Origin of the sequence: Modestobacter sp. Leaf380, assembly GCF_001424485.1 — a bacterium.
Lineage (GTDB): Bacteria > Actinomycetota > Actinomycetes > Mycobacteriales > Geodermatophilaceae > Klenkia.
This window is the reverse complement of record NZ_LMQC01000012.1, coordinates 89,283-115,981: the sequence shown is the minus strand read 5'-3', so window position 1 is coordinate 115,981 and position 26,699 is coordinate 89,283. Positions and strand designations below refer to the sequence as shown.

Sequence of the window (26,699 nt, the reverse complement as noted above, 5' to 3'; positions counted from 1 at the left end):
GGGGCGTTTCCGCGGAAACGCCCCCGGGGCGGATCAGGGCTGCTGGGGGGCGGCCCGCAGCGGGGCGGTGGCGAACTCGCGCATGCCGTCCTCGAACGCCACGGCGGCCGAGTACCCCAGCTCCTCCTCGGCGCGGGACGGGCTGGCGACGACGTGCCGGACGTCGCCGATGCGGTACTGCCCCGTGACCTCGGCATCGGGACCGCCGAAGGCCTCGGCCAGGGCCTGCGCCATGTCCCCGACGGTGTGCGGCACGCCGCTGGCGACGTTGTAGACCCGCAGAGTCGACTCGGCCGGAGGGTGCTCCCAGGCGCGGAGGTTGGCCTGGGCGACATCGGTGACGTGCACGAAGTCGCGCATCTGGCCGCCGTCCTCGTACACCTGCGGCGGCTTCCCCGACTCCAGGGAGGACCGGAAGATCGAGGCCACGCCCGCGTAGAAGGTGTCCCGGGGCATGTGCGGGCCGTAGACGTTGTGGTACCTCAGCCCGACCGCGGTGCCACCGGTCGAGCGGGCCCACGCCGAGGACAGGTGCTCCTGGGCCAGCTTCGTGGCGGCGTAGGTGTTGCGCGGGTCCGGCGCGGTCTCCTCACCGACCCGGCCCCAGGTCAGCTGCCGGCCGCAGTGCGGGCACGGCGGGTCGAAGGTCCCGGCGTCCAGGTCGGCCTTGCGCCGCGGCGCCGCCGGGACGACACCGTGGTCGGGGCACTCGTAGCGGCCCTCTCCGTAGACGACCATCGAGCTGGCGAAGACCAGCTGCCCGACGTCGGCCCGTGCCATGCCGGCCAGCAGCACCGCCGTCCCCAGGTCGTTGATGCCGGCGTAGAGCGGCATGTCCTGGACGTCGATGCCCAGGCCGACCATGGCCGCCTGGTGGTTGACCGCGTCCACGCCGGCCAGCACCCGGTCCACGGTCGCGGCGTCCCGGACGTCGCCGACGACCAGCTCCACGCCGTCCAGGCCGGGCGGGCCGTCGGGGTAGGCGGGGTGCACGGCCGGCAGCAGGGCGTCGAGCACCCGCACCTCGTGCCCGGCCTCGAGGTGGGCGGCGACGATGTGCTGGCCGATGAAGCCGGCGCCGCCGGTCACGAGGATGCGCATGACCGGCGACGCTAGCCTCGGTCGGGTGGAGCTGCAGCGTTGCGCCTGGGCGACCAGCACGCCGGACTACGTGGCCTACCACGATGAGGAGTGGGGTGTCCCGGTCCACGGCGACGACGCCCTCTTCGAGCGGGTGTGCCTGGAGGCCTTCCAGTCCGGGCTGTCCTGGATCACCATCCTGCGCAAGCGGCCGGCCTTCCGGGCCGCCTTCGCCGGGTTCTCCATCGACGCCGTCGCGGACTTCGGTGACGACGACGTCGCCCGGTTGATGGCCGACGCGGGCATCGTGCGCAACCGGGCCAAGATCGAGGCGGCTCTCCGCAACGCCCGCGCGGCCCAGCAGCTCCCCGACGGCCTGTCGGCGCTGCTGTGGTCCTTCGCGCCGTCCGGGCCGCGGCCCGCCCCGGCCACGCTCGCCGACGTGCCGGCGACCACGCCCGAGTCCACGGCGCTGGCCACGGGGCTGAAGCGGGCCGGGTTCGCGTTCGTCGGACCGACCACCGCGTACGCCCTGATGCAGGCCACCGGGATGGTCGACGACCACGTCGCGGACTGTTTCCGGGCCGGCGCCGTACCGCTCGGTTGAGGGTTCATGTTGGTCCCCGGGGCGGCATGCGGGAGAATGGCTGTCAGCTCTGGTTCCACAAGGTCGGACAGCCACACCGCAGCCGTACGGGTCCTGCGGGTGGCCGGTGAAGGAGGCACGCATGGCGGCCATGAAGCCGCGCACGGGTGAAGGTCCCCTCGAGGTCACCAAGGAGGGCCGCGGCCTGGTCATGCGCGTTCCCCTGGAGGGCGGTGGTCGGCTCGTCGTCGAGCTGTCGCCCGACGAGGCAGCGGCGCTCTCCGAGGCGCTCCAGGGCGCGATCAGCTGACCAGCACCGCGACGCCGCCCCCGGGCAGCGCAGCGGGAGGACAGACGGCCCCGGCCGCCGGCACCACGCCGGCGACCGGGGCCGCTGCTCGTCCCAGGGTCCGGCTGGCCGCGACCCTGCCGGCGCTGGGACCCGCCGACGTGCTCGCCGTCCCGGTGGGCGCGCGCGGCGCGTTGCCGTCCTGGCTGGCCGAGGCCGCCGACCCCGTCGTCGACCCGGACTGGGTCGCCGGTGCGCTGGCCGACACCGGCAACGGCGGTCGGCCCGGTGGCATCACCAACCTGCCCGTGCCCGGGCGGCACCCACGGTCCCTCGTCGCGGTCGGGGTGGGGGACGGCACGCCCGCCGACCTGCGCTCCTACGTGTCGATCGCGGTGCGCCGGGCGCAGACCCTCGCCGAGCACGGCGCCACCCGCCTGGTGCTGCCGCTGCCCGAGGGCGCGGTCGCCGAGGACGTCCGGGTCGTCACCGAGGCCGTGCTGCTGGCCGGCCACCGGTTCCGGCTGACGAGCACCCCGCACCCGCCCCGGCTGGCCGACGTCCTGCTGGTCGCCCCGCCCGCGGCGGCGGCCGAGGTCGACGCCCTGCAGCGCGGCCTGGCGACGGCGGCCGCGGTCTGCTGGGCCCGCGACCTGGTCGCCACCCCCGGCGACACGGCGGACCCGGCCTGGATCGCCGACCGGGCCCGGGAACGCCTGGCCGAGCACCCCCGGGTGACGACGACGGTGCTGGGCCCGCGCCAGCTGCGCTCGGCCGGCTTCGGCGGCCTGCTCGCCGTCGGCGGGGGCTCGGACAGCGCGCCCCGGCTGGTCGTGGCCACGCACCGCCCGGACGACGCGACCGGGAGGCACGTCGTGCTCGTGGGCAAGGGCATCACCTTCGACACCGGGGGCGTCTCGGTGAAGAAGAACGCCGGCATGCGGGAGATGAAGACCGACATGGCCGGTGGCGCCGCGGTCCTCGCGGTCGTGGACGCCGTCGCCCGGCTCGGGCTGCCGGTGCACGTCAGCGCCGTCGTCCCACTGGCGGAGAACCACCTGTCCGGCTCGGCCTACCGACCGGGGGACGTGCTGACCCACGTCGGCGGGCGCACCACCGAGGTCCGCAACACCGACGCCGAGGGCCGGTTGGTCCTCGCCGACGCGCTCGCGCACGCCCGGCTGGCGCTGGCCGCCGACGTGCTGGTCGACGTCGCCACCCTGACCGGGGCCGCCCGGACGGCGCTCGGCGCGCGCACGGGTGCGCTCTGGGCCACCGACGACGTCCTCGCCGACGGGCTGCTCGCCGCCGGCGGACGCACCGGGGAGAGCTGGTGGCGGATGCCGCTGGGGGAGGACCACGTCGGGCACCTGCGGGCCCAGCTGGACAGCCCGGTCGCCGACGCGAACAACGCACCCGGTGACCCGGGCGCGACCACGGCGGCGCTGTTCCTGCAGCCCTTCGCCGGTGACCTGCCCTGGGCGCACCTGGACATCGCCGGCCCGGCGCGCTCGGCCGGTGACGTGGGCGAGTGGGTCAGGGGCGGGACTGGGTTCGCCGTCCGGACGCTGGTGCGGTGGTTGGAAGCCGGGGGTTGCTGACCGTGCGCAGCGGGCACGACCCCGGCAGAGCCGCGCCGCCGGACGCGACCGTGAGGGAGGAGAGACCCGTGGCTGGCATCGGAGACGAGGCCAAGGACTTCCTGGACAGCGACAAGGGCGAGAAGGCCAGCGACAGCGCGCTGGACAAGGGGTCCGACATGGCCGAGGGCAAGGCCGGCGGGCACGCCGACCAGGTCGCCAAGGGCCGCGACCTCGCCGACGGCAAGATCGGCGACGAGGGCCGCTGACCCCCTCCGTGGCCCGGTCGTCGAGACCGGGCCACGGGGCCCCGCCGTCGGGCAGGATGCGCGGGGTGAGCGAGCCCCAGCAGCACGGAGTCGTCTTCCCCACCGGCACGGACGGACGCCGGAGCACCGCGTCCCTCGGCCGGGCCGTCGTCGCCGACGCGCTGCGGCCGGTGGACCCGACCGGCGCGCGGGCCGCGGAGGCCGAGACGAACTGGCGCGGGGGCTACCTGCCGCACGTCCGACGGACGACGGAGGCAGGGCTCGCTTCCCGCGAGGCGGCGGTGGCGATCGCGACGTCGGGCCTGGACTCGCTGCACCAGCGCATGCGGGTGGTCGTGGACGGGTCGGAGGAGCCGCTCTCGACCCTGGCGTCGGCGCCGGCCGCCCGCGCGCTGTCCACCGAGACCGTCCGTGGCGGTGCCGAGCCCGAGCGCGAGCTGACCCTGCCGTGGCGGGGTCGTCGACTGGCCGGAGTCGAGCTGTCCGACCGGCTGGACGCCTGGGTCGCCGGCGGGGTGGTCGAGCCCAGCTGCGCCGACGCCGTCCGCGCCGTCGCCGCGCACCCGGAGTGGCTGGCCCTGCCCGGCCGGACCGTCGCCGTGCTGGGCGCCGGTGCCGAGATGGGCCCGCTCACCGCGCTGCTGCGCTGGGGCGCCACCGTCGCCGCGGTCGACCTGCCCCGCCCGCAGCTGTGGGACCGGGTGCTGGAGACCGCGCACCGCGGCGCCGGCACCCTGCTCGTCCCCACCGGGGACGGCGGCCGGGGCGCGGACCTGATCGGTGAGGTGCCCGCCGTCGCGGACTGGCTGGGCGGTCTGGACGGCGTCCCGGTGCTGGGCGACTACGTCTACGCCGACGGTGCCACCAACGTCCGGGTGTCCACCGCGGTCGACGTGCTCACCCTGCGCCTGCAGGCCCTGCGCCCCGACCTGGCGCTGAGCTTCCTGGCCACCCCGACCGACGTGTTCGTCGTCCCGGGGGAGGCGGTGGCGGCGTCGGTACAGGCCTACGCGGGCCGGTCGCGGTCGGCCAAGCTGGTGGGCCGGCCGCTGCGCACCCTGTCGGCGGGCCGGCTGCTGCAGCGGGCCCACGTGCCCGGCACCGACCCGGGGATCGCGGACATTCTGGTGCCGCAGCAGGGCCCGAACTACGCGCTGGCCAAGCGCCTGCAGCGCTGGCGGGCCACCGTGGCCCGGGCCGCCGGTGCCACGGTGTCGATGAACGTCGCACCGCCTACCCGGACCCGGTCGGTGCTGAAGAACCGGGCACTGGCCGCGGCCTACGCCGGTGCGCACCGGTTCGGCGTCGAGGTCTTCGAGCCGGCGACCTCCAACGTGCTGATGGCCGCGCTGCTCGTGCACGACCTGCACACCGACGGTGGCCCGCGGCACGAGCAGCCCTGGCAGGACGAGGCGTACGCGGCCGCGCACGGCGGGCTGTGGCGGACGCCGTACGCGCCGCGCAGCGCGCTGGGCCTGGCGGCGGTGATCGGCCTGGGCGCGGCCCGCGGCTAGGCCGGACCCACCAGCCCGGCGACGATCTCGGCGGACAGCGTCACCAGCGGCAGCCCGCCGCCGGGGTGGGCGGACCCGCCGACCAGGAACAGCCCGGGCAGCGGGGAGACGTTCGCCGGACGCAGGAACGCCGCCCGCGCGCCGTTGGACGACGTCCCGTAGATCGAGCCGCCGACGCTGCCGGTGGCCCGGGACAGGTCGGCCGGGGTGCGCACCTCGCGCCAGCGCACCCGGTCCCAGACGTCCAGGCCCCGGTCGGCCAGCACACCCAGCACGTGGTCGGCGTAGGAGTCGGCCAGCCCCGGGGCGTCCCAGTCGACGCCGCGGCCGGGCTCGTGCCGGGGGGCGTTGACCAGCACGAACCAGGACTCGCTGTCGGCGTCGGGGCGGGTGGCCGGGTCGTCGGGGGCGCTGACGTAGACGGCCGGGTCGGCCAGCGGTCGCGGCCGGGTGAACAGGCCGTCGAACTCGGCGTCGTAAACGGCGGGGAACAGCACCGTGTGGTGTCCCAGGTCCGGCGTCCGGCCGCGCAACGCCAGCAGCAGCACGAACCCCGACGAGGACGGCGTCGCCCGGGCCAGCGTCGCCCGCGCCTGGCGGACCGGGGCGTGCGCGGGGAGCAGCCGGTCGTAGAGCGCCGTCGCGTCGGCGTTGCTGACCACCACGTCGGCGGCCACCCGCGTGCCGTCGGCCAGCTCGACACCGCTCGCGCGGCCGCCCTCGACCAGCACCCGGCGCACCGGCGTCGAGGTGCGGATCTCCGCGCCCCGCTCGAGCGCCCGGTCGGCGACGGCGAGGGCCAGCCGCCGCAGTCCACCGCGGACGTACCAGGAGCCGAACGCCTGCTCGACCCAGGGCACGGTCGCCAGTGCCGCCGGGGCCCGGCGCGGGTCCGAGCCGGAGTAGGTGGCGTAGCGGTCCAGCAGCACCCGCAGCCGCGGGTCCGTGAGGTACTGCGCCCCCAGGGTGCGCAGCGAGGACCACGGGGCGACGGTGCGGACGTCGGCGGTCGAGCGGGCCAGCCGGGCCAGGGTGCGCGCGCCGTCCAGCGGGGAGCGCAGGAACGGCTGCTCGGTGACCCGCCACAGCTCGGCCGCCCGGTCCAGGAACGCCGACCACTCGGGCCCGAGCTCGGCGCGCACGCCCTCCAGGTCCCCGGGGACGGCGAGCCGGGTGCCGTCGGCGAAGCGGTAGGCCACCGCGGGGTCCAGCCGGACCAGGTCCAGCACGTCCTCCAGCGGGTCGCCGGTGGCGGCGAAGAGGTCGCGGAAGACCTGAGGCAGGGTGACCAGGCTCGGCCCGGTGTCGAAGCCGTGCCCGTCGCGGGCGAACCAGCCGAGCTTGCCGCCCACCTCGGGACCCTGCTCCAGCACGGTCACCCGGTGCCCGCCCGCGGCCAGCCGCGCGGCGGCCGCCAGACCGCCCAGTCCCGCACCGACGACCACCACCGTTGCCACGCGCCCACGGTAGGTGGGTGCGGTGGGTGGGCACGGCGGGGTCGCCTACGCTCCGCCGGTGCCCGAGGACCTGTGGACGCCCGTCGAGCTCGGCTCCGGGACGACGGTGCGGGTGCACCACCGGGAGGCCGGCCGGGGCGGCCGGCCGCTGGTGCTCGTGCACGGGCTGGGCATGTCCGGGCGCTCCATGCGCCCGGCGATGGCACTGCTCGCGCGCAGCCGGCGGGTGCTGGCACCGGACCTGCCCGGCTACGGCCGCACCCGCGGCGCCTCCCGCACGCTGGGCGTCCCCGGCCTGTCCGACGCCCTGGAGCGCTGGCTGGACGCCGTCGGCCTCCCCGAGGTCGACCTGGTCGGGCACTCCCTGGGCGCCCAGGTGGTCGCCGACCTGGCGCGTCGCCGTCCCGAGCGCGTCGCGCGCCTGGTCCTGTGCGGCCCCACCCGGGACCCCAGCGCCCCGACCTGGGTGGGCCAGGCGTGGCGGTTGCTGCTGGACGCTCCCCGGGAGCGGCCGGGCCTGCTGCTGGTGGCGGTCACCGACTACTTGCGCGCCGGGCCCCTCGCCATGGTGTCGGTGCTGCGGCACGCGATCCGCCGGCCCGAGGAGCAGGCGATGGGCGAGGTCGACGTCCCCACGCTGGTGCTGCGCGGGAGCCGCGACCCGGTCGCCGGTCAGCAGTGGTGCGAGGACCTGGCGGCGGTCCTGCCGCAGGGTCGTCTGCAGGTCGTGCCGGGCGGTGCGCACGGGCTGAACTTCTCCAGCCCCGACGAGTTCGCCGACGCCGTGGCAGGGTTCTGCCGGTGAGCTCGCTGCTGGGCCTGGCCTACCGCTTCGAGACCGGTCTGCGCGACGTCGCCTCCGGGATCGCCCGACGTCGTGGCTGGTCCCCGGCGGCCCTGCCGTTCCCCGGCTACGGCAGCGGTGGTCGGGTGCGCGCCCTGGGCCGGGTGGTGCTGGCCCCGGCCGGCACGCACCCCGAGTCCCGGCTGCGGATCCCCGGCTGGCAGCGCTTCCTGACCCTGGAGGCGCCGCGCACCGAGGTCGAGGTCAGCGTCGCCGGCACGACCGTGACGGTCGTCAGCGACGACGACGGCATCGTGGACACCGTCCTGGAGGTGGACCGCCCCCTCGCCGGCCGGCCCGAGGTCGACGTCCGGCTGCGGTCGGGGCACCGCTCGGCGTCCGCGCCGGCCTACCTGGCCTCGCTGGACGCCCACCGCGGCGTGGTCTGCGACATCGACGACACCGTGCTGGTCACCGAGATCGCGCACCCGCTGCGGGCCTTCTACCGGACCTTCCTGCAGCGCTCGGTCAACCGGCGGGCGGTGCCCGGGATGGCCGACCTGCTGCGTGAGCTGACCGCGGGACCGGAGCCGGTGCCGGTGCTCTACCTGTCCAACGGGCCGTGGAACCTGATCGGACCGCTGGCCCGCTTCCTGGAGCGCAACGGCTTCCCGCCGGGCCCGCTGCTGCTCACCGACTGGGGCCTGCAGCCCGACCGGTGGTTCCGCGACGGGCAGGCGCACAAGCGCGGGTCGCTGCTGCGGCTGGCCGAGGACATGCCCGGCGTGGACTGGACGCTGGTCGGTGACACCGGCGAGCACGACCCCGCCCTCTACGAGGAGTTCGCCACCGCCCACCCCGACCGGGTCGCCGAGATCCTGCTGCGCGACGTCACGGTCGGCGGTCCGGTGGTCGACCGGCTGGGGGACATCCCGGTGCTGCGGGCCCCCGACGGGGCCGGGCTCAGCCGCGCACGGGCGACCCTGCACGGCTGAGGACCTCGGCCAGCGCCGCGTCGGACTCGGCGAGGGCGCCCCGGTCGTGGGTGCTGGAGGAGGCCACCAGCTCGGCCGCGCCGGTCCGCTCCAGCAGCTGCGCCAGCTCCTCCGCCACCTGGGAGGGCGTACCGGTGACCGCACGGGACTGCTCGACGTAGCGCCGCTGGGTCGCCGTCATCTCCCCGATGGAGTCCACCGGCTGCAGCGCCGGGAACACCCCCGTCGTCCGGGCCCGGGCCATCGCCCAGGCCTCGGGCAGGGCCAGCTCCGCGGCGGCCGCGGCGGTGTCGGCGACCAGCACGTCGAGGGAGACGCCGACCCACGGCTCGGGCTGTGCGGCGGAGGGCACGAACGCCTGCCGGTAGCGGTCCAGGGCGTCCGGGTCGCGCAGCACCGGCCCCCCGACGACGACCGGCAGCCCGAGTGCCGCTGCGACGTCCAGACCCTGCCCGGTGGCCAGCACGAACAGCGGCACCGGGGACGCCGGCCGCGGGTGCGCGGTGATCTCCGCGGTGCCCTCCAGGTGGTCCCGCAGCTCGGCGACGTCGGCGGCGAAGTCGGTCTCGTGCTGGCGCAACGCCCGGCGGACCGGCGCGGTGAACCCGGGGGAGCGGCCCACCCCCAGGTCCACCCGGCCGGGTGCGACGGCGGCGAGGGTGGCGAACTGCTCGGCGACGACGAGAGGCTGGTGGTGCGGCAGCATCACCCCGGCCGACCCCAGCCGGATGCGCGACGTCACCCCGGCGAGGACGGCGAGCAGCACCGCCGGCGCCGACCCGGCCACCCCGGGGACGCCGTGGTGCTCGGCGACCCAGAACCGGTCGTAGCCCAGCGCCTCGGCGCGCTGGGCCCGCTGCACGGTGTGCCCGATGGCGTCCGCGTCGGTGTGCCCCACCCGGGTGCGGGTGCGGTCCAGCAGGGAGAGTCCGACGTCCATGCCCGGTGCAACAACGCCCGGCGCCGCGGGCGTCCCGTGGTAGGACGGACCGGTGAGCCGCATCAACGACGTCGGTGGCATGGCCGGGTTCCCGCCGATCGTGGAGGAGCCCGACGAGCCGCGCTTCCACGCCGACTGGGAGGCCCACGTCTTCGCGCTCAACGGCGCGCTGATCAAGCGAGGGGTGTACGACCTCGACGAGTTCCGCGACGCCCAGGAGCGGCTGCCGGTCGCGGAGTACCTCGGGTCCTCCTACTACGAGCGCTGGTTCGCCGCGATCACCACGCTGCTGGCGGAGAAGGGCATCGCCACGCCCGCGGAGCTGGAGCCGTGACCCCGTTCGCCACCGGCGACCGGGTCCGTACCCGCAGCGCCGACCCGGCCGGGCACACCCGGCTGCCGCGGTACGCCCGCGGCGCCACCGGCACCGTCGTCCAGGTCGCGGGGTCCCACCCGCTGGCCGACGACCGGGCACGGGGCCTGGTGGTCGACCCGCAGCCGGTCTACCACGTGCGCTTCGCGGCCCGGGACCTGTTCGGGGCGGGCGACCACACGGTCACCGTCGAGTTGTGGCACGACCACCTGGAGGGACCGGCATGAGCGAGGACCACGGCAGTTCGCTGATCTCGGCGCGGGTCCGGCACGTCGAGGCGCTGCTGGAGGCCCGCGGCCTGCTCGCCGACGGCGAGATCGACACCCGCATCGACGAGTTCGCCGCCGGCGGCACCCCGGCCAACGGCGCCCGCGTCGTCGCCCGGGCCTGGGTCGACGCCGGCTTCCGGGAGCGGCTGCTCGCCGACGCCAACGCCGCCCTGCCCGAGGTCGGGCTGTCGATGGCCGGTGGCCTGCAGGAGCAGCGGCTCAAGGTCGTCGCGAACGACGTGGACGAGCACCACGTGCTGGTCTGCACGCTGTGCAGCTGCTACCCGATCGCGCTCCTGGGGCCCTCGCCGAGCTGGTACAAGTCCGAGGCCTACCGATCACGCGTCGTCCGGGACCCCCGGTCGGTGCTCGCCGAGTTCGGGGTCACGCTGCCCGCGGACACCCGCATCTCGGTCTGGGACGCCTCGGCGGAGTCCCGGTACATGGTGCTGCCGCGCCGTCCCGAGGGCACCGCTGCGCTGGAGGAGGCCGCACTGGCCGCACTCGTCACGCGCAAGGGCCTCATCGGGACGGCGCTGCTCTGACTCAGGCCCGGGAGGCCAGCACCCGCTCGTAGACCTCCACGGTCTGCCGGGCGATGGCCGGCCAGCCGAACTCGGCCAGCACCCGCTCGCGCCCGGCCCGGCCCATGGCCGCTGCGCGGTCGGGGTCGGCGAGCAGCTCGGCCATCCGGGCGGCCAGGCCTGCGGCGAACGCGGCCGGGTCGGCCTCGTCGTAGGGCACCAGCAGCCCGGTGCGGCCGTCGTCGACGACCTCGGGGATGCCGCCCACGGCCGAGGCGACGACGGCGGTGCCGCACGCGGCGGCCTCCAGGTTCACGATGCCCAGCGGCTCGTAGACCGAGGGCACCACGAAGACGGTCGCGCCGGTGATCAGCGGGACCAGCTTCTCCTTGGGCAGCATCTCCTCGATCCAGACGACGCCGCTGCGGCGGGCCTGCAGCTCGGCGACGGCGTCGGCGACCTGCTGGCGCTCGGCCGGGGTGTCCGCGGCGCCGGCGCACAGCACCAGGCCGGCCTCGGGCGGCAGCTGCTCGGCGGCGGCCAGCAGGTGCACCAGGCCCTTCTGCCGGGTGATCCGCCCGACGAACAGCGCGTAGGGCCGGTCGGGGTCCACGCCCTGCGCCCGGACGACGTCGGGGTCCTCGATCGGCCGGTAGGCATGCGCGTCCACGCCGTTGCCGACGACGAGCACCGTGCCGGGGTCCAGCTCGGGGTAGGCGTCCAGCACGTCGGTGCGCATGCCGTTGCTGACCGCCACGACGGCGTCGGCGGCCAGGTAGGCGGTGCGCTCGACCCAGCTGGAGAGCCGGTAGCCCCCGCCCAGCTGCTCGGCCTTCCACGGCCGGCGCGGCTCCAGCGAGTGCGCGGTCACCACGTGCGGGATGCCGTGCACGAGGGAGGCCAGCTGGCCGGCGTGGTTGGCGTACCAGGTGTGCGAGTGCACCAGGTCCACCCCGCCCAGCGCCGCGGCGATCTCGACGTCGACGCCGACCGCCTGCAGTGCGCCGTTGGCCGAGGCCAGCCCCGCGGGGACGGCGTACCCGGTGGCGTCGGTGCGCGGCCCGCCGAAGCAGTGCACCTCGATCTCGGGTCCCGCCTCCAGCCCCCGCATCGCGGCGACCAGGTGCTCGACGTGGACGCCGGCACCCCCGTAGACGTCCGGCGGCCACTCTCGGGTGACGACTCCCACGCGCATGGGCCAGACCCTAGAGGGCCGCCCGGCTCCGGGCGGGGGGCGCCACGAAGCGCAGCAGGCCGGCCTCCTCGGCCAGGCGGGCCACGGCCAGCGGGGTGCGGTCGTCGAGGTAGGCGCCCAGCAGCTGCCCGCCGACCGGCAGCCCGCTGCGCATCCCGGGCCCGAGCGGGACGACGGTCGCGGGCAGCCGGCCCAGGCTGGACAGCCGGGACCAGTCCGAGACCGTGTCGATGGGCAGTCGCCGCCCGTCCACGGCGACGTGCTCGGGCGCGGTGAGCTCGGGGGTGTACGACGTCGCCACCCGCGAGGTCGCCGGGCACAGCACCACGTCGACGTCGGCGAAGACCGCGGCCCAGCGGGCCGTCGCGGCGCGCTGGGCCTCCAGGTCGCGCAGCGCGGACCACACCGACTGCCCGTACCGGGCGGCGACGGCGTCCCCGGCCTCGGCCCGGACGGCCATCGCGGCGAGGTCGTCGGCGCTGAACCCGTGCACCACCTCGGCGGCCTGCAGGCGCTGGAAGAGCTCCAGGTCCACAGCGCCGCCGACCGGCGGAGCGGTCAGCTCGGTGACCACCGCGCCGGCGTCCGCGAGCCGGTCGGCGAACCCGCGCACCGCGGCCCGGGTCTCGGCGTCCACCGGGCAGTCCGGGTCGTCGGTCCAGACCGCCACCCGGGCGTCGGCCAGCCGGGTGACCCGGGCCGGCGGCAGGTGCAGCTGCCAGCCCGCCGCGTCCAGCCCGTCGGCACCGAAGAGCACCTCGCTGACCAGCGCGGTGTCCGCCGCGGACCGGGCGAACGGGCCGATGGCCGACACCAGCGGCTCCAGCAGGCCGCCGGTGGGCCAGGGCATGTTGCCCAGCTTGGACACGGCGCCGTTGCTGGGGCGGTGGCCGAAGAGCCCGCACCAGGAGGCCGGCACCCGCAGCGACCCGGCCAGGTCGCTGCCCAGGTCGGTGACGGCCAGCCCGGCGGCGACCGCGGCACTCGCGCCCCCGCTGGACCCACCGCTGGAGCGGGTCGGGTCCCACGGGTTCACCGTCGCGCCGAAGAGCCCGTTGGCGCTGTGCATGCTGGCCAGCCACTCGGGCACGTTGGTCTTGCCCAGCACCACGCAGCCCTCGGCGCGCAGCCGGCGCACGGTGGGGGCGTCGACGTCTGCCACCCGGCGGTCCACCGCACGGCCGTGCGAGCTGGGCAGCCCGGCGGCGTCGACGGAGTCCTTGACGGTGACCGGCAGCCCGGCCAGTCGGCCCAGCGGGCGGCCCGCGGCGCGGTCGGCGTCGACCCGGGCGGCGGCGGCCAGCGCGCCCTCGGGGTCGACCACCACGACCGCGTTCAGCGCCGCGCCGGGTCCCGCGATCGCGTCCAGGTGCGCCCGGGTCAGCTCGACCGCGGACACCTCGCCGGTGGCCATCGCGGCCAGCATCGCCGTGCCGGTGGCGGTCGTGTCCATGGCGGCATCGTGCGGGGGGCACGTCACCGGTGTGGTTCGGGCAGGTGAACGCGCTGTGGACGGAGGCAACGTCGCCGTCACCTCCGGTCGGTACACCTGCGGCCATGACGCGACCCCGCACCCGCCGCTGGGACCGGATGACCGGACCCGAGATCGGCGCCGTCGACACCGCCGGCGCCCTGGCCGTCGTCCCGATCGGGGCGGTGGAGCAGCACGGCCCGCACCTGCCGCTGGTCACCGACTCGCTGGTCGCCGAGGCCGTCGCCACCCGTGCGGTGGCAGCGCTGCCCGACGACGTCGAGGCCTACGTCCTGCCCACCCTGACCATCGGCAAGTCCACCGAGCACCTGGGCTGGCCGGGCACGCTGTCCTTCAGCACCGAGACCCTGCTCGCGGTCTGCCGGGACGTCGGCCGGTCGGTGGCGGCCAGCGGGTTCCGCCGGCTCGTCTTCGTCAACGGCCACGGCGGCAACCCCTCGCTGCTGGACACCGTCTCCCGCGACATCCGGGTCGAGACCGGGCTGATGGTCTTCCCGGTCTCGGTCTTCCGGCTCGGGCTGCCCGAGGGCCTCCCCGTGCCCGACGAGGCGTTCAGCATCCACGGCGGGTACGTGGAGACGTCGGCGATGCTGGCGCTGGCCCCCGACGACGTGCACCTGGACCGCGCCGAGGCCGGCGGTCACGCGGTGCTCGACCTCTACGCCGACACGGTGCACCTCTCGCTGGAGGGCGCCGTCCCGACCGCGTGGGTGTCCGCCGACGTCACCGACAACGGGGTCGTGGGCGACCCGGCCGGGGCGACGGCGGAGGCCGGCGCGGCCATCGTGGACTGCTGGAGCACGCGGCTGACCGAGGCCCTCGTGGAGGTCGCCGCGTTCGAGTTCCCAGGCCGGGTGCGCGCCGGGCGTGTCCGGGCATTAGGTTGATCACATGCGTGGCAGCCCGCGGGTCCTCGGCATCGTCCTCGCCGGTGGAGAGGGCAAACGACTCTCCCCGCTGACCCAGGACCGGGCGAAACCGGCCGTCCCCTTCGGGGGCAACTACCGGCTCGTCGACTTCGTGCTGTCCAACCTCGTCAACGCCGAGATCCGGCAGATCGCCGTCCTCACCCAGTACAAGAGCCACTCGCTGGACCGGCACATCACCACCACGTGGCGGATGAGCAGCCTGCTGGGCAACTACGTGACCCCGGTGCCCGCGCAGCAGCGCCTGGGGCCGCGCTGGTTCACCGGCAGCGCCGACGCGATCTTCCAGTCGCTGAACCTGATCTACGACGCCCGGCCCGAGATCGTCGTCGTCTTCGGCGCCGACCACGTGTACCGGATGGACCCGGCGCAGATGATCGCCCAGCACCTGCAGACCGGGGCCGGCGTCACCGTCGCGGGTCTGCGCGTGCCCCGGCACGAGGCCACCGAGTTCGGCGTCATCGACGCCACGGCCGAGGGCAAGGTCAAGAGCTTCCTGGAGAAGCCGGCCGACCCGCCCGGCCTGCCGGACTCGCCGGAGGAGAGCTTCGCCTCCATGGGCAACTACGTCTTCACCACCGACGCCCTGCTCGAGGCCCTGCGCGCCGACGCCGAGGACGAGTCCTCCGTCCACGACATGGGCGGCTCGATCATGCCGATGCTCGCCGACAAGGGCGAGGCCTGGGTCTACGACTTCTCCACCAACGTCGTCCCCGGCGCCACCGAGCGCGACCACGGCTACTGGCGTGACGTGGGGACGATGGACAGCTACTACGACGCGCACATGGACCTGCGCTCGGTCACCCCGGTCTTCAACCTCTACAACGACCGCTGGCCGATCTACACGCTGCCCCCGCAGCTCCCGCCGGCCAAGTTCGTGCTGGGTGGGCGCGCCGAGGACTCCATGGTCAGCGCCGGGGTCATCGTCGGCGGTGGCTCGGTGCGCGGGTCGGTGCTCAGCCCCGGCGTGCGCGTGGACCGGGCCAGCAGCGTCGAGGACAGCGTGCTGATGGACGGCGTGCACATCGGCGAGGGCGCCGTCGTGCGGCGGGCGATCCTGGACAAGAACGTCGTCGTGCCCCCGTTCGCCCGGATCGGCGTGGACCTGGACGCCGACCGCGAGCGTTACCACGTCAGCGCCGGCGGGGTCACCGTCCTGGGCAAGGGCGCCCGCGCCATCCTGGAGTGACCGCCCCGCTGGTCGTCACGCTGCTGCTGGCCGACGAGGCCCAGCAGCGCTTCGACGACCTGCGGGCGCGGCACTTCCCGGCCGACCGGAACCACCTCGCCGCGCACGTCACGCTGTTCCACGCCGTGCCCGGGGAGCACGTGGGCCGGGTCCGGGACGACCTGCGGACGGCGGCCGACCGACCGGCCTTCGACGTCGAGGTCACCGGACTGCGGCTGCTGGGCCGGGGGGTCGCCTACGACCTGCGGGCGCCCGAGCTGAGTGCGCTGCGGGCCGACCTCGCCGCCTCGTGGGCGCCGTGGCTGACCCGGCAGGACTCGTCGTGGAGACACGCGCACGTCACGGTGCAGAACAAGGTCGAGCCCGCGGTGGCGCGGGCGCTGCACGAGGACCTGGCCGCCGGGTTCGCACCCGAGCGGGTGCCGGCGACAGGGCTCGGCCTCTGGCGCTACCTCGGCGGGCCGTGGGAGCCGGTGGCGGAGTTCCCCTACGGGGACTAGCTGCGCTTGGTCGCCACGAGCAGGCCGGCCCCGACCGGGACGACCGCGCAGACCAGGGCCTCGTCGTCCTTGACCGCCCGCACCATCTCCCGCCAGGCCACCGTCTGCGGGTCGCGCTGCTTGCGGTCGGCGACACCGGAGTCGGTGATGCCGTGCAGCACCAGCGAGCCACCCGGTCGGACCAGACCCAGGAGGGCGGCCAGCTGGGCGGAGTACTCCGCCGGCGGGCCGGCGCAGGTGACCAGGTCGTAGGCCTCCGTGGAGAGCCGGGGGAGCACCTCGCCCACCGTGCCGAAGATGAGCCGGGTGCGGCCGCTGGGCACCCCGGCGTCGGCGAACGTGCGCCGGGCGGCGCGCAGCTCGGTGGGGTCGGCGTCCAGTGCCGTCAGCACGCCGTCGGCCTTCATGCCCTGCAGCAGCCACAGCCCGGCGACACCGCCACCGCCGCCGATGGTCACCACCGACCGGGCGCCCACCCCGGCGGCGAGCACGGCCAGGGTGGCGCCCACGGCCGGCTCGACGGGGGCCACGGTGCCCAGTGCACCGACGGCCGCGGCGGCCCGGTGCCGGGCGGCGGCCAACGCCGGGGACTCCGCGGCGAAGGTGGCCGCGTAGGCCGCGGCGTCGGTCGGTGAGCCCCCCACGGGTGGCGGTCCGGCGGCGCTGGTCACCCGGCGAGGGTAGTGGCCCGGGCGGGGCCCGCGCCCCACGGTGGGTCCGGGACGTGTCGCGGGGCCTCCCTGTGGGGTGCCTGTGACCAGCCGTGACGGGGGAACACGGGGGCGCACCCCGACCGTTGTGACGGGTGTGCGGTTGAAGCGTGCCTCCTCCGGGTCGGGTCCCACCCCTGCGTCCAGCGTCGGGGAGGTCGGCTCGGGTGCTGTCTGCGATCCTGGAGCCGTGACCGAGCCCGCCACCGCCACCGACGTCTGGGTGGCCCCCACCTGGGAGCAGGTCGTCCGCGACCACTCCGCGCGGGTGTACCGGCTGGCCTACCGCCTCTCGGGCAACCCGCAGGACGCCGAGGACCTCACCCAGGAGACCTTCGTCCGGGTGTTCCGCTCGCTGGCGGACTTCTCCCCGGGCACCTTCGAGGGCTGGCTGCACCGGATCACCACGAACCTCTTCCTGGACATGGTCCGCCGCCGCCAGCGCATCCGCTTCGACGCGCTGCCCGAGGACACCGAGCGGCTGCCCGGCACCGCGCCCTCGCCCGAGCAGGTCTACGCCGACACCCACCTGGACCCGCAGGTGCAGGCCGCCCTGGACGCGCTGTCCCCGGAGTTCCGGGTCGCGGTCGTGCTGTGCGACATCGAGGGCCTCACCTACGAGGAGATCTCGGCCACGCTGGGCATCAAGCTGGGCACCGTGCGCAGCCGGATCCACCGCGGCCGGGTGCAGCTGCGCGAGGCGCTGGCCCACCTCGCGCCGCAGCGCCGGCCGGTCGCGGAGGGCGTGGCGTGAACGTCCCGGAGACCCACCTCGCGCAGGAGGCCATCGCCGCACTGGTCGACGGTGAGCTCTCCGGTGGTGCCGCCGGCCGCGCCGCCCGTCACCTGACCGGCTGTCTGCAGTGCCGGCTGGCCGTCCAGGCCCAGCGGGAGGCCAAGGACGCCCTGCACGGCAGCCACGACAGCCAGGACGTCGCCGTGCCCGGCGACCTGCTCTCCCGGCTGCGCGCGATCCCGTTCACCGCCGACGTGTCCGCCACCGGTCCCTTCGGCGGGGGCACGCTGCTCGCCTCGGCGCTGACCGCGCCGGAGACGCCCGAGCGCCCCGGCCAGGCCCGCTGGCTGCGTCGCGGGGTGGCCGCCGGCCTCACTGGGCTGGGCCTGGGCGTCGTCGCCCTGGCCGTCAGCCTGCCCGCCCCGGACAGCACCCCCGTCGCCCGCACCGGCCCGGACAGCGGCTCGGTCACCAGCACCACCGGTGACCGCACCGAGCTGGTGCCGCCCGTCGTCCGGACGGTCACCGTGGGCACCACCACCGAGCTCACCGGCGGGACCCCCTGACCGACACCCCCGACCGGCCCGGCGACGACGGCGGCTTCGGCCGTCCCGCGGGAGCCGACGGCTCCTTCGACCGTCCTGCCGCGGCCCCGGCCCCGGCCCCGCCGGCACCGCCCGCCTCGTCGGACCAGCAGGCCGCCTTCGGCCGCCCCCCGACCGTGAGCGGCTCCTTCGCCGCCGACCGGCCCGCGGGTCCGCGCCCGGCCCCCCCGCCGCCCCTGCCTCCCGAGGCCGTGCTGCGCGCCTTCGCCCCCCGGGACGGGCAGAGCGGGCTGGGGGAGCCCCCGTCCGGGCGGCCCGGTGCGCGCCGCACCGCCTCCGGACCGTGGTGGAAGTCCGACGCCGCCGCCGACCCGTGGCGCGACCCCCGCTCGGCCACCCACCTGGGCCCCCCGGCGCAGTACGCGGCCGACGACGAGCAGGAGGGCCCGGTCCTCCGCGACGCGCGCGGCCGCCGACGGCTGCGGCTGGGCGACGTCCCGGCCCGCCTGGGTGCCCTGGCCCTGATGGCGCTGGTCTTCGTCGCCGCCCTCGGCGGCACGCTGGGCTGGTTCCTGGGCCGCACCGCCGACGAGGAGCCGCTGCTGGCCCCGGGCACGCAGCTGTCCGAGGTCTCCCCGGGGATCAGCCGGGAGCCTGGCTCGGTCGCCGAGATCGCCGCCGCGGTGACCCCCGCGGTGGTGTCGATCGAGGTCCGGGTGGGCGAGTCGGGGGCCACCGGTTCCGGCGTCGTCGTCGACGCCGAGCAGGGCTACATCGTCACCAACAACCACGTCGTGTCCGGTGCCGACGGGGTGGACGGCGCCGAGATCCGCGCGGTCTTCAGCGACGGCAGCGGCTCGGCCGCCGAGATCGTCGGCCGGGACCCGGCCAGCGACATCGCCGTCATCAAGGTGGAGAAGCCGGGCCTGGTCGCGGCCTCGCTGGGCTCGGCGGGGGAGGTCGTCGTCGGCGACCCGGTGGTGGCCATCGGCTCCCCGCTGGGTCTGTCCGGCACGGTCACCACCGGCATCGTCAGCGCCCTGGACCGGCCCGTGCGGCTGTCCGGGGAGGGCACCGACACCAACGCCGTCATCAGCGCGGTGCAGACCGACGCCCCCATCAACCCGGGCAACTCCGGCGGTGCGCTCGTCGACGGCACCGGGGCGGTGATCGGCATCAACACCGCCATCGCCTCCCTCGGTGGCAACGGCACCACCGGGGGCTCCATCGGGCTGGGCTTCGCCATCCCCATCGACACCGTGCGGGGCATCGCCGAGCAGCTGATCGCCACCGGCTCGGCCGTGCACGCCTCGCTGGGCGTGCAGGCCCGCTCGGTGTCCGACGGCACCCGGGACGGCGCGCTGGTGGTCAACGTCGAGCCCGGCAGCCCGGCGGCGGAGGCCGGCATCGCCGAGCAGGACGTCCTCATCGCCGTGGACGGCGAGCCGGTGGGCAGCTCGGAGGAGCTGGTGGTCGCCATCGACCGCCGGGCCCCGGGCGACACGGTGACCGTCGAGCTCGTCCGCGCCGGCGCCGGTTCCTCGACCACGGTGCAGGCGACGCTCACCACGGCCTGACCGGGCGCTGGGCGCCGACCCAGGACGGCTGCCTAGGGTGGCCGGGGAACTCGACGGAGGGTGGGGCAGGTGTTCGACTCGATCGGCTGGGGCGAGATCATCGTCCTCGGGCTCGCGGCCCTGTTCATCTTCGGCCCGGAGCGGTTGCCCTCGTTGGCCAAGGACGCCGCCAACGGGCTCAAGCGGGTGCGCGAGGCGGTCACCGGGGTCCGGGGTCAGCTGCACGACAGCCTGGGCGAGGACTTCGACCAGCTCCGCGACCTGGACCTGCGGCAGTACAACCCCAAGACGTTCCTCCGCCAGCAGCTGATGGGTGAGGACGAGAGCCCGGTGAAGCGGGCCTCGGGCACCGGGTCGGCGACGGCTGCGGTGGCCGGCTCGGCCGCCGTGGCCGGTGCCGCTGCCGCTCGGCCCACCGGTCCGCGGGACCGGACGCAGCCCGCGCCCTACGACACCGACGCCACCTGACCCCGACCGCAGACACGACCGAGGCCCGGCCCCCAGTGGGGGCCGGGCCTCGGTCGTGTCGGGTCAGCGACGGACGGGGGTGAGCCCCAGCGACATCCCGGACAGGCCGCGCGAGCGCACCGCGAGCCCCTCGGCGATCTTCTCCAGCGCCTGCGCGGCCGGGGCGTCGGGCTGGGCCAGCACGATGGGCGCACCGGCGTCGCCGGCCTCGCGCAGCCGGGTGTCCAGCGGGATCTGGCCCAGCAGCGGGACGCGCGCACCCAGGGTCTTGGTCAGCGCGTCCGACACGGCCTGGCCACCGCCGGAGCCGAAGAGCTCCATCCGGGAGCCGTCGGGCAGCTCCAGCCACGACATGTTCTCCACGACCCCGACCACCTGCTGGTGGGTCTGCGTCGCGATGGCACCGGCGCGCTCGGCGACCTCGGCGGCGGCCTGCTGCGGCGTCGTCACCACCAGGATCTCGGCGTTGGGGACCAGCTGGGCCACCGAGATGGCGACGTCGCCGGTGCCCGGGGGGAGGTCCATGAGCAGGACGTCCAGGTCGCCCCACCACACGTCGGCGAGGAACTGCTGCAGCGCGCGGTGCAGCATCGGGCCACGCCACACGACCGGGGTGTTGCCCGGGGTGAACATGCCGATGGAGATGACCTTCACGCCGTAGGACTGCGGCGGCATGATCATCGCGTCGACCTGGGTGGGCTTGTCGTCGACGCCCAGCATGCGGGGGATCGAGTGGCCGTAGATGTCGGCGTCCACGACGCCGACCGACAGCCCGCGGCGGGCCAGCGAGGCGGCCAGGTTCACCGTGACGCTGGACTTGCCGACCCCGCCCTTGCCGGAGGCCACCGCGTAGACGCGGGTCAGCGAGCCGGGCTGGGCGAAGGGGATGACGGCGTCGGGGGCGTCGGTGCCGCGGACGGTCTTGCGCAGCTCGGTGCGCTGCTCGTCGTTCATCACGTCCAGGGCGACCTGGACGCGGGTCACGCCGGCGACGCCGGAGACGGCCTCGGTGACCCGGCTGGTGATCGTCTCGCGCATCGGGCAGCCCGACACGGTGAGGTAGACGTCGACCTCGACCAGGCCGTCGTCGCCGATGCGGACGTCTTTGATCATGCCGAGCTCGGGCAGCGGCCGGTTGATCTCGGGGTCCTGGACCGTGGCCAGGGCGGCGTTCACGGCGTCGAGCGCCGGGGAGCCGGTGAGCGTGTCGGACATGCGGTGGTGGGTCTCCTCGCATCGGGGGGCCCGCGGGCTGCACGGTCGGCCTCCCCGGGAGGGACGGCGACCCGCGCGGCGGACCGCTCTCCACTGTACGACCGCGCGCTCCCTAGGCTGCGGGCTCGTGGCCACCGACGCGACCCGCGGCTCCACCCTGCGGGACGCCGTCGGTCTCGGGGTCGCCGTCGGGCTGTACGGGGTGGCCTTCGGGGCGGCCGCGGTCACCGCCGGGCTGGACCCGTGGCAGGCCTGCGCGCTGAGCCTGCTGATGTTCACCGGTGCCTCGCAGTTCGCCCTGGTCGGCGTCATCGGGGCCGGCGGCGGGGCGCTGGCCGCTGTCGGCAGCGCGCTGCTGCTGGGCACCCGCAACACCGTCTACGGCGTGCGGCTGCTGCCGCTGCTGCGGCCACGGGGTGCCGTGCGCCGGGCCGCGACAGCGCACTGGGTGATCGACGAGACGACGGCGCTCGCCGTCGCCGCCCCGGACCGGCAGCTGGCGAAGCTGGCGTTCACCGCCGGCGGCGCGACGATCTACCTGGGCTGGAACGTGATGACCCTGGTCGGTGCGCTGGGCGCCGACGGCCTGGGCGGCACCGCGCAGGCCGCGCTGGACGCCGTCGTCCCGGCGGCGTTCCTGGCGTTGCTGTGGCCGCGGTTGCAGCGGGCCTGGGCCGAGCCGGCCGCGCAGCGCCGGGTCGCGCTCGGTGGCGCCGTCGTCGCGCTGGTGCTGACGCCCCTCGTCCCGGCCGGGGTCCAGGTGGTGGCCGCCGTCGTGGCCGTCGTGCTGGCCGGGCACTGGCGGCGGTCCCGGTGAGCGAGCTGTGGGTCGTGGTGCTGGCCGCCTCGCTGGGCTGCTACCTGCTCAAGCTGGCCGGGTTGAGCGTGCCGGCGAGCTGGGTGGAGCACCCCACGGTCCGCCGGGTGGTCGAGTTCGTGCCTGCCGCGCTGCTGGCTGCGCTCGTGGCGGTGCAGGCCGTCGCCGCGGGGGACGGGCTGGTCCTGGACGGCCGGCTGGTGGGGCTGGCCGTGGCGGCGCTGGCGTTGGCGCTGCGGGCGCCGTTCGTCGTGGTCCTGCTGCTGGCCGGTGCGGCGGGTGCCGGGGTGCACCTGCTCAGCTGAGGCCGCTCACCCCACGCGGCCGAGCACGGCGAGGTCGGCCTCGTCGAACGCGGCCACCGGACCGGTCTCGATCAGCTCGGCGAAACCGCCGTCGGAGGCCATCACGGTCAGCGTGTAGAGCCGGTCGGTGGCCGAGGTGTTGACGATGTGGTGCACGGAGCCCGTCGGCAGCACCAGCACGTCCCCGGCGGTCAGGTCCACGACGTGGTCGTCGCTGTGCGCCCGCGCCGTCCCCTGCAGGACGACGAAGGTCTCCGCGGAGTCCTCGTGGGAGTTGTCCGGCTGCGCGCCGCCGGGCTCCCAGATCTCGAACACCGTGGTGGTGGTCGAGCCGTCGGCCGGGCCGGCCAGGACGGCGAGCTTGACGGTGCGGTTGTCGCCGATGAAGTGCGGGGTGACGTCGGCGACGCGGCGCACGACGGGGGCGGGGACGGTCGTGGTCACGGGAGCTGCTCCAGCAGGTCGGGGGCGGTGACGGTGAAGCCGAAGCACTGGCGGACGTTGTAGAGCGTCGCGTCGGTGCAGAAGGACGGCGAGGTGGTGGCGCAGAGGTCCTCGACCAGGACGACGTCGTAGCCGGCGTTCGCGGCGTCCACGAGCGTGGCGTAGACGCACTGGTCGGTGTTGACGCCGGCCAGCAGCAGGGTGTCCACCCGCAGGTTGCGCAGCACCGAGTCCAGCGGGGTGTCCGGGAAGCCGCTCATCCGGTACTTGGACACCCGGACGTCGCCCGGGTGGGGGTCCAGCCCGTCGACGGGCGCGGCGGACCAGGAGCCCTCCTGGAGCACCGGGGAGCCGTTGGGCAGCGCGGTGCCGATGCCGGTCGAGGCGCCGTCGGGGTCGTAGACGTGCCGGACGCCGGGGGGCAGGTTGGCCCGGTCGGGCCGGTTGCCCCAGTTCAGCCAGACGACGGGGACGCCGGCCGCCCGGAGCGCGTCGACGGCCGGGGCCAGGCTCGCCACCAGGGCGCCCACCGCGGAGACGTCGACGCCGATCGAGGCCAGCCAGCCGTCGGGGTGCCCGAAGTCGTTCTGCACGTCGACGACGAGCAGCGCGGTGCGGGACAGGTCCAGCGTCAGCTGCTGGGGGAGTGCCGGGACGGTCACCGGGCGCGGCTCCAGCACCGGCCGGCGGAGGTCGACGGCGGTCGCGGACAGCCCCCACTCGTTGCGCACGGACCCATCCCACCCAGCGCCGGTTTCGCCCCGGTGACGGTCCCGTGACGGCCGCCGACACGTGCTCTGATGTGCGCCGTGCAGCCCACAGACACCGTGACCGCCGAGGTCGCCGAGGCCGTCGCCCGCTACGAGCAGGCCCTGCGCAGCAACGACCTCGACGTCCTGGACGAGCTCTTCCTGGACAGCCCGGCCACCGTGCGGGCCGACGCCACGGGCGTGCTGGTCGGGCACGCCGCCATCAGCGCGTTCCGCCGCGGCCGCGGGGGAGCCCCCGCCCGGGAGGTCGTCGCACTGCACGTCGTCCCGGTGTCCGGCGACGCGGCCACCGCGGTCGCGCAGACCCTGCGCCCCGACGGCACCCGGGGCCTGCAGACCCAGACCTGGGTGCGGACGCCGGCCGGCTGGCGGGTCGCGGCCGCGCACGTCTCCTCCGACGTCCGGTCCACCGTGGCCGGGGCGACCTGGCGGGTGCACGGGACGCCGCTGGTGCGGGGGAGCGGGTCCGGTCCGCTGGCCGGGGTGCGGGTGGCGGTCAAGGACCTCTTCGCGGTCGCCGGGCACGCCACCGGCGGCGGCAACCCGGTGTACCTGGCCGAGCAGGCGCCGCAGCCGGCGCACGCGCCGGTGGTCGCCGCGCTGCTGGCCGCCGGCGCCGACGTGACCGGCATCGCGCAGACCGACGAGTTCGCCTACTCCCTGGCCGGGCGCAACGTGCACTCCGGGAGCCCGGTCAACCCGGTCGCACCCGGCCGGCTCACCGGCGGGTCCTCCAGCGGGCCGGCCGCCGCGGTCGCCGCGGGGCAGGCCGACCTCGGCCTCGGCACCGACACCGCGGGCTCGATCCGGGTGCCGGCCGGCCACACCGGGCTGTTCTCGCTGCGGCCCACGCACGGCGCCGTGGACGACGGCGGGCTGCTGCCGCTGGCGCCGTCCTTCGACACCGTCGGCTTCCTGACCGGCGACGCGCAGCTGCTGGACCGGGTCGCCGCGCTCCTGCTGCCCGACGCGCCCGTCCCGACCCGGGTGCTGCTGGCCACCGACCTGCTGGGGCTGGCCGAGGCCGGGACCGCCGACGTGCTCCGGGCCGCCGCCGCGCGGTGGGACCCCGAGGAGGTCGAGCTGACCACGCCTGCCGAGCGGGAGGAGTGGTTCGCGGGCTTCCGCACCCAGCAGGCCGCCGAGGCCTGGGCGGTGCACGGCGACTGGGTCACCGAGCACCCCGGCGCCCTCGCCGACGACGTCGCGGGCCGGTTCGCCGCCGCCGCGCAGGTCACGCCCGACCAGCACGCCGCGGCCCGGGAGGTCGTCGCCGCGATGCGTGCGGCGCTGCGCGACCGGGTGCCGCCCGGGACCGTCGTGCTGATGCCCGCGGCCAGCGGGCCGGCGCCGTTCGTGGGCGCCGGGGGAGCGTCGGTCGAGTCCTCCCGGGCGGCGACACTGCGGCTCACCTCGCTGGCCAGCGGTGCCGGGCTGCCCGCCGTCGTCGTGCCGGCCGGGCGGGTCGACGGCGCCCCGGTCGGGCTGTGCCTGCTCGGCGGCGCCGGTGCCGACCGGGGCCTCACCGCCCTGGCCGCGTCGTGACCCTGCAGCCCGGCGAGGGCCTGCCCACCGGCGTCACCTACCTGCCGACGACGCCGGAGACCGCGCTGTGGGGCTGGCTGCCCGGCGCCGACGACCGGCCGGTGCTCACCGTGGACAGCGGTGACGTCGTCGTGGTCGACACGGTCAGCCACGAGGGCGTGCTGGAGGACCAGGGCCGCGACCCGCTGGCGTGGTTCGGCGGGCTCGGCGTGGCCGAGGGCGACGTGCTGCGGGACGCCGTCGCTCTCGCCGCGTCGTCCCTGCGCCCGGCCGGTCACGAGGGCGGGCCGCACGTGGTCACCGGTCCGATCGCGGTCCGCGGCACCCGGCCCGGCGACGTCGTCCGGGTGGACGTGCTGGACCTGCAGCTGCGGGCCGGGTACGGCGTGGTGTCCAACCGGCACGGCAAGGGCGCGCTGCCCGGGGAGATGCCGGTGCTGCCCGGCCTGGTGTCCACCTTCGCCACCGTCGACGGCGGCGAGGGCCGGATCCCGGTGCCCGGCCGCGACGGTCGCGGCTTCCGGTTCCCGCTGCGGCCCTTCCTGGGGCTGACCGGCGTCGCCGCCGCGCAGCGGCTGCACTCCACCCCGCCGGGCCGGCACGGCGGCAACCTCGACGTCAGCCTGCTCGGCGCGGGCAGCTCGCTGCACCTGACCGCGCAGGTGCCCGGCGGGAACGTCTACGTGGGCGACCCGCACTACGCCCAGGGCGACGGCGAGGTCGCGCTCACCGCCTTCGAGGCGCCGCTGCGGGCCACCCTGCGGCTGCGCGTCACCCCGGCCGAGCAGGTGCCCGAGGGCTTGCGGGCGGTGCTGCCGTTCGGGGAGACCCCGGACCTGTGGGTGCCGATCGGGCTCGACGAGGACCTCGGCGTCGCGATGCGGGACTGCGTGCGCCGGGCGCTGGGGTTCGTCGAGGCCGGCTTCGACGTCGACCGCGCCACGACGATGGCCTGGATGTCGGCGGCGGTGGACTTCTCGGTCTCCCAGGTCGTCGACGTCGTCAGCGGCGTGCACGCCAGCATCCGCAAGGCCGACCTGCGCGAGCTCCTCGACGAGCGGGTGGCGGCGTACCTGCGACGCTGAGCCGGTGGGTCTGCCCGAGCAGTGGGGTGTCAGCGCGGCCGAGGTGGCCGGGACGTACGGCTGCGACGAGCTGCGCCCGGACGCGCCGCTGCGGTGGCTGCGCGGTGTCGACGTCACCGCGCCGCCCGCGACGGCGTTTCGCTGGCTGTGCCAGCTGCGCGCCGCCCCGTACAGCTACGACCTGGTCGACAACCTGGGCCGGCGCTCCCCGCGGACGCTGAGCCCGGGCCTGGACGAGCTGGCGGTCGGCCAGCGGGTGGCCACGGTGTTCCGGCTGCACGGGTTCGTGCCCGGCCGGGAGCTCACCCTGGTCCTGCCGCCCGGTCCGGCGGCCCGGGCCAGCGGCGACATGGTCGTCAGCTACCTCGCCCTGCCCGGTGACCGGGAGGGCACCAGCCGGCTGCTCGCCGTCCTCCGGGTGCAGGCACTGCCCCGGCCGGTGGCCACCGCGCTGTGCTGGGGCGACCTGGTGATGATGCGGCGGCAGCTGCAGAACCTCGCTGGACTGGCGGCCGGCTGA

General features: G+C 76.1%; 31 protein-coding genes. 22 read left to right on the top strand and 9 right to left on the bottom strand.

Features of this window, described 5'->3' with window-relative positions:
• Positions 1 to 33: 33 nt before the first annotated feature.
• A complete protein-coding gene (locus tag ASG41_RS08520; RefSeq protein ID WP_056292690.1) occupies positions 34 to 1,101 on the bottom strand; it encodes an NAD-dependent epimerase/dehydratase family protein in 1,068 nt (355 codons plus the stop codon).
• Between the two features lie 25 nt (positions 1,102 to 1,126).
• Here ASG41_RS08520 and ASG41_RS08515 point away from each other — a divergent pair, with 25 nt between their 5' ends.
• From ASG41_RS08515 to ASG41_RS08500, 5 genes are all read left to right on the top strand, one after another.
• Complete coding sequence (locus tag ASG41_RS08515) at positions 1,127 to 1,687, top strand: DNA-3-methyladenine glycosylase I (protein WP_304438016.1); 561 nt, start codon at positions 1,127 to 1,129, stop codon at positions 1,685 to 1,687.
• A gap of 121 nt (positions 1,688 to 1,808) precedes the next feature.
• The gene (locus tag ASG41_RS22960) at positions 1,809 to 1,976 is read left to right on the top strand and encodes a DUF3117 domain-containing protein (RefSeq protein WP_082556722.1); all 168 of its coding nucleotides are present in this window, start codon (positions 1,809 to 1,811) and stop codon (positions 1,974 to 1,976) included.
• 140 nt (positions 1,977 to 2,116) lie between these two features.
• Positions 2,117 to 3,556 carry a M17 family metallopeptidase gene (locus tag ASG41_RS08510; protein WP_056292682.1) on the top strand — a complete coding sequence of 480 codons (1,440 nt, stop codon included), beginning with the start codon at positions 2,117 to 2,119 and terminating at the stop codon, positions 3,554 to 3,556.
• A 68-nt stretch (positions 3,557 to 3,624) separates the two neighbouring features.
• On the top strand, positions 3,625 to 3,804 hold the full coding sequence (locus tag ASG41_RS08505; protein WP_056292677.1) for an Rv0909 family putative TA system antitoxin: 180 nt from the start codon (positions 3,625 to 3,627) through the stop codon (positions 3,802 to 3,804).
• A 65-nt stretch (positions 3,805 to 3,869) separates the two neighbouring features.
• Positions 3,870 to 5,318, top strand: coding sequence for a hypothetical protein (locus ASG41_RS08500; RefSeq protein WP_235564652.1), 1,449 nt, complete (start codon positions 3,870 to 3,872; stop codon positions 5,316 to 5,318).
• Here ASG41_RS08500 and ASG41_RS08495 read toward each other — a convergent pair.
• Complete coding sequence (locus ASG41_RS08495; RefSeq protein WP_056292666.1) at positions 5,315 to 6,775, bottom strand: NAD(P)/FAD-dependent oxidoreductase; 1,461 nt, start codon at positions 6,773 to 6,775, stop codon at positions 5,315 to 5,317. The two genes, ASG41_RS08500 and ASG41_RS08495, sit on opposite strands and share 4 nt — an antisense overlap.
• 58 nt (positions 6,776 to 6,833) lie before the next feature.
• Between ASG41_RS08495 and ASG41_RS08490 the strand changes: the two genes are divergently transcribed.
• Positions 6,834 to 7,580 (top strand): alpha/beta fold hydrolase, encoded by a 747-nt coding sequence (locus ASG41_RS08490; RefSeq protein ID WP_157519207.1) that lies wholly within the window; start codon positions 6,834 to 6,836, stop codon positions 7,578 to 7,580.
• A complete protein-coding gene (locus ASG41_RS08485; protein ID WP_056292660.1) occupies positions 7,577 to 8,554 on the top strand; it encodes an App1 family protein in 978 nt (325 codons plus the stop codon). The genes ASG41_RS08490 and ASG41_RS08485 overlap by 4 nt, the downstream gene beginning before the upstream one ends.
• Here ASG41_RS08485 and ASG41_RS08480 read toward each other — a convergent pair.
• Positions 8,523 to 9,494, bottom strand: a complete 972-nt coding sequence (locus ASG41_RS08480) for an MsnO8 family LLM class oxidoreductase (protein WP_056292656.1) — start codon at positions 9,492 to 9,494, stop codon at positions 8,523 to 8,525. The genes ASG41_RS08485 and ASG41_RS08480 overlap by 32 nt on opposite strands.
• A 52-nt stretch (positions 9,495 to 9,546) precedes the next feature.
• On the opposite strand from ASG41_RS08480, the gene ASG41_RS25445 reads away from it, so the two are divergent.
• The 3 genes from ASG41_RS25445 to ASG41_RS08465 are packed head-to-tail and all read left to right on the top strand — an operon-like array spanning position 9,547 to position 10,681.
• Positions 9,547 to 9,828: an SH3-like domain-containing protein gene (locus tag ASG41_RS25445; protein WP_056292653.1), complete on the top strand. Its 282-nt coding sequence runs from the start codon at positions 9,547 to 9,549 to the stop codon at positions 9,826 to 9,828.
• Positions 9,825 to 10,094, top strand: a complete 270-nt coding sequence (locus ASG41_RS25440; protein WP_056292652.1) for an SH3-like domain-containing protein — start codon at positions 9,825 to 9,827, stop codon at positions 10,092 to 10,094. The genes ASG41_RS25445 and ASG41_RS25440 overlap by 4 nt, the downstream gene beginning before the upstream one ends.
• Positions 10,091 to 10,681, top strand: a complete 591-nt coding sequence (locus ASG41_RS08465; RefSeq protein WP_056292650.1) for a nitrile hydratase subunit alpha — start codon at positions 10,091 to 10,093, stop codon at positions 10,679 to 10,681. The genes ASG41_RS25440 and ASG41_RS08465 overlap by 4 nt, the downstream gene beginning before the upstream one ends.
• 1 nt (position 10,682) lies before the next feature.
• Here ASG41_RS08465 and glgA read toward each other — a convergent pair whose 3' ends face one another.
• Together glgA and ASG41_RS08455 are read right to left on the bottom strand one after the other, a co-directional pair.
• Positions 10,683 to 11,855 (bottom strand): glycogen synthase, encoded by a 1,173-nt coding sequence (gene glgA / locus ASG41_RS08460; RefSeq protein WP_056292648.1) that lies wholly within the window; start codon positions 11,853 to 11,855, stop codon positions 10,683 to 10,685.
• 10 nt (positions 11,856 to 11,865) lie between these two features.
• Positions 11,866 to 13,308 carry an amidase family protein gene (locus ASG41_RS08455; RefSeq protein ID WP_056292644.1) on the bottom strand — a complete coding sequence of 481 codons (1,443 nt, stop codon included), beginning with the start codon at positions 13,306 to 13,308 and terminating at the stop codon, positions 11,866 to 11,868.
• 104 nt (positions 13,309 to 13,412) lie between these two features.
• Here ASG41_RS08455 and ASG41_RS08450 point away from each other — a divergent pair, with 104 nt between their 5' ends.
• From ASG41_RS08450 to ASG41_RS08440, 3 genes are read left to right on the top strand one after another with little or no spacing between them, the layout of a single operon-like run.
• Positions 13,413 to 14,234 carry a creatininase family protein gene (locus ASG41_RS08450; RefSeq protein WP_056292642.1) on the top strand — a complete coding sequence of 274 codons (822 nt, stop codon included), beginning with the start codon at positions 13,413 to 13,415 and terminating at the stop codon, positions 14,232 to 14,234.
• Between the two features lie 4 nt (positions 14,235 to 14,238).
• Positions 14,239 to 15,462, top strand: a complete 1,224-nt coding sequence (glgC, locus tag ASG41_RS08445) for a glucose-1-phosphate adenylyltransferase (protein WP_056292639.1) — start codon at positions 14,239 to 14,241, stop codon at positions 15,460 to 15,462.
• A complete protein-coding gene (locus ASG41_RS08440) occupies positions 15,459 to 15,962 on the top strand; it encodes a 2'-5' RNA ligase family protein (protein WP_056292637.1) in 504 nt (167 codons plus the stop codon). The genes glgC and ASG41_RS08440 overlap by 4 nt, the downstream gene beginning before the upstream one ends.
• Here ASG41_RS08440 and ASG41_RS08435 read toward each other — a convergent pair.
• Complete coding sequence (locus tag ASG41_RS08435) at positions 15,959 to 16,633, bottom strand: O-methyltransferase (protein ID WP_082556720.1); 675 nt, start codon at positions 16,631 to 16,633, stop codon at positions 15,959 to 15,961. The two genes, ASG41_RS08440 and ASG41_RS08435, sit on opposite strands and share 4 nt — an antisense overlap.
• A gap of 229 nt (positions 16,634 to 16,862) precedes the next feature.
• Here ASG41_RS08435 and sigE point away from each other — a divergent pair, with 229 nt between their 5' ends.
• From sigE to ASG41_RS08415, 4 genes are all read left to right on the top strand, one after another.
• On the top strand, positions 16,863 to 17,426 hold the full coding sequence (sigE, locus tag ASG41_RS08430) for an RNA polymerase sigma factor SigE (RefSeq protein ID WP_056292632.1): 564 nt from the start codon (positions 16,863 to 16,865) through the stop codon (positions 17,424 to 17,426).
• Positions 17,423 to 17,974, top strand: a complete 552-nt coding sequence (locus ASG41_RS25230; RefSeq protein ID WP_056292629.1) for a zf-HC2 domain-containing protein — start codon at positions 17,423 to 17,425, stop codon at positions 17,972 to 17,974. The genes sigE and ASG41_RS25230 overlap by 4 nt, the downstream gene beginning before the upstream one ends.
• Before the next feature lie 155 nt (positions 17,975 to 18,129).
• Positions 18,130 to 19,530, top strand: coding sequence for a S1C family serine protease (locus ASG41_RS08420; protein ID WP_235564651.1), 1,401 nt, complete (start codon positions 18,130 to 18,132; stop codon positions 19,528 to 19,530).
• 69 nt (positions 19,531 to 19,599) lie between these two features.
• The gene (locus ASG41_RS08415; RefSeq protein WP_056294625.1) at positions 19,600 to 19,998 is read left to right on the top strand and encodes a twin-arginine translocase TatA/TatE family subunit; all 399 of its coding nucleotides are present in this window, start codon (positions 19,600 to 19,602) and stop codon (positions 19,996 to 19,998) included.
• Between the two features lie 63 nt (positions 19,999 to 20,061).
• On the opposite strand, the gene ASG41_RS08410 is transcribed toward ASG41_RS08415, so the two are convergent.
• Positions 20,062 to 21,213: an Mrp/NBP35 family ATP-binding protein gene (locus ASG41_RS08410; RefSeq protein WP_056292627.1), complete on the bottom strand. Its 1,152-nt coding sequence runs from the start codon at positions 21,211 to 21,213 to the stop codon at positions 20,062 to 20,064.
• A gap of 127 nt (positions 21,214 to 21,340) precedes the next feature.
• Here ASG41_RS08410 and ASG41_RS08405 point away from each other — a divergent pair, with 127 nt between their 5' ends.
• Both ASG41_RS08405 and ASG41_RS08400 read left to right on the top strand, forming a co-directional pair.
• On the top strand, positions 21,341 to 22,030 hold the full coding sequence (locus ASG41_RS08405) for an AzlC family ABC transporter permease (RefSeq protein ID WP_056292625.1): 690 nt from the start codon (positions 21,341 to 21,343) through the stop codon (positions 22,028 to 22,030).
• Positions 22,027 to 22,335 (top strand): AzlD domain-containing protein, encoded by a 309-nt coding sequence (locus ASG41_RS08400; RefSeq protein WP_082556718.1) that lies wholly within the window; start codon positions 22,027 to 22,029, stop codon positions 22,333 to 22,335. The genes ASG41_RS08405 and ASG41_RS08400 overlap by 4 nt, the downstream gene beginning before the upstream one ends.
• A gap of 6 nt (positions 22,336 to 22,341) precedes the next feature.
• On the opposite strand, the gene ASG41_RS08395 is transcribed toward ASG41_RS08400, so the two are convergent.
• Both ASG41_RS08395 and ASG41_RS08390 read right to left on the bottom strand, forming a co-directional pair.
• Positions 22,342 to 22,779, bottom strand: a complete 438-nt coding sequence (locus tag ASG41_RS08395; RefSeq protein ID WP_056292623.1) for a cupin domain-containing protein — start codon at positions 22,777 to 22,779, stop codon at positions 22,342 to 22,344.
• A complete protein-coding gene (locus ASG41_RS08390) occupies positions 22,776 to 23,510 on the bottom strand; it encodes a cysteine hydrolase family protein (protein ID WP_056292621.1) in 735 nt (244 codons plus the stop codon). Before ASG41_RS08390 ends, ASG41_RS08395 begins: the two co-directional genes overlap by 4 nt.
• A gap of 69 nt (positions 23,511 to 23,579) precedes the next feature.
• On the opposite strand from ASG41_RS08390, the gene ASG41_RS08385 reads away from it, so the two are divergent.
• From ASG41_RS08385 to ASG41_RS08375, 3 genes are read left to right on the top strand one after another with little or no spacing between them, the layout of a single operon-like run.
• On the top strand, positions 23,580 to 25,094 hold the full coding sequence (locus ASG41_RS08385; RefSeq protein ID WP_056292618.1) for an AtzH-like domain-containing protein: 1,515 nt from the start codon (positions 23,580 to 23,582) through the stop codon (positions 25,092 to 25,094).
• Positions 25,091 to 26,179, top strand: coding sequence for an acetamidase/formamidase family protein (locus ASG41_RS08380; RefSeq protein ID WP_056292616.1), 1,089 nt, complete (start codon positions 25,091 to 25,093; stop codon positions 26,177 to 26,179). Before ASG41_RS08385 ends, ASG41_RS08380 begins: the two co-directional genes overlap by 4 nt.
• Positions 26,180 to 26,183: 4 nt before the next feature.
• Positions 26,184 to 26,699, top strand: coding sequence for a hypothetical protein (locus ASG41_RS08375; protein WP_056292613.1), 516 nt, complete (start codon positions 26,184 to 26,186; stop codon positions 26,697 to 26,699).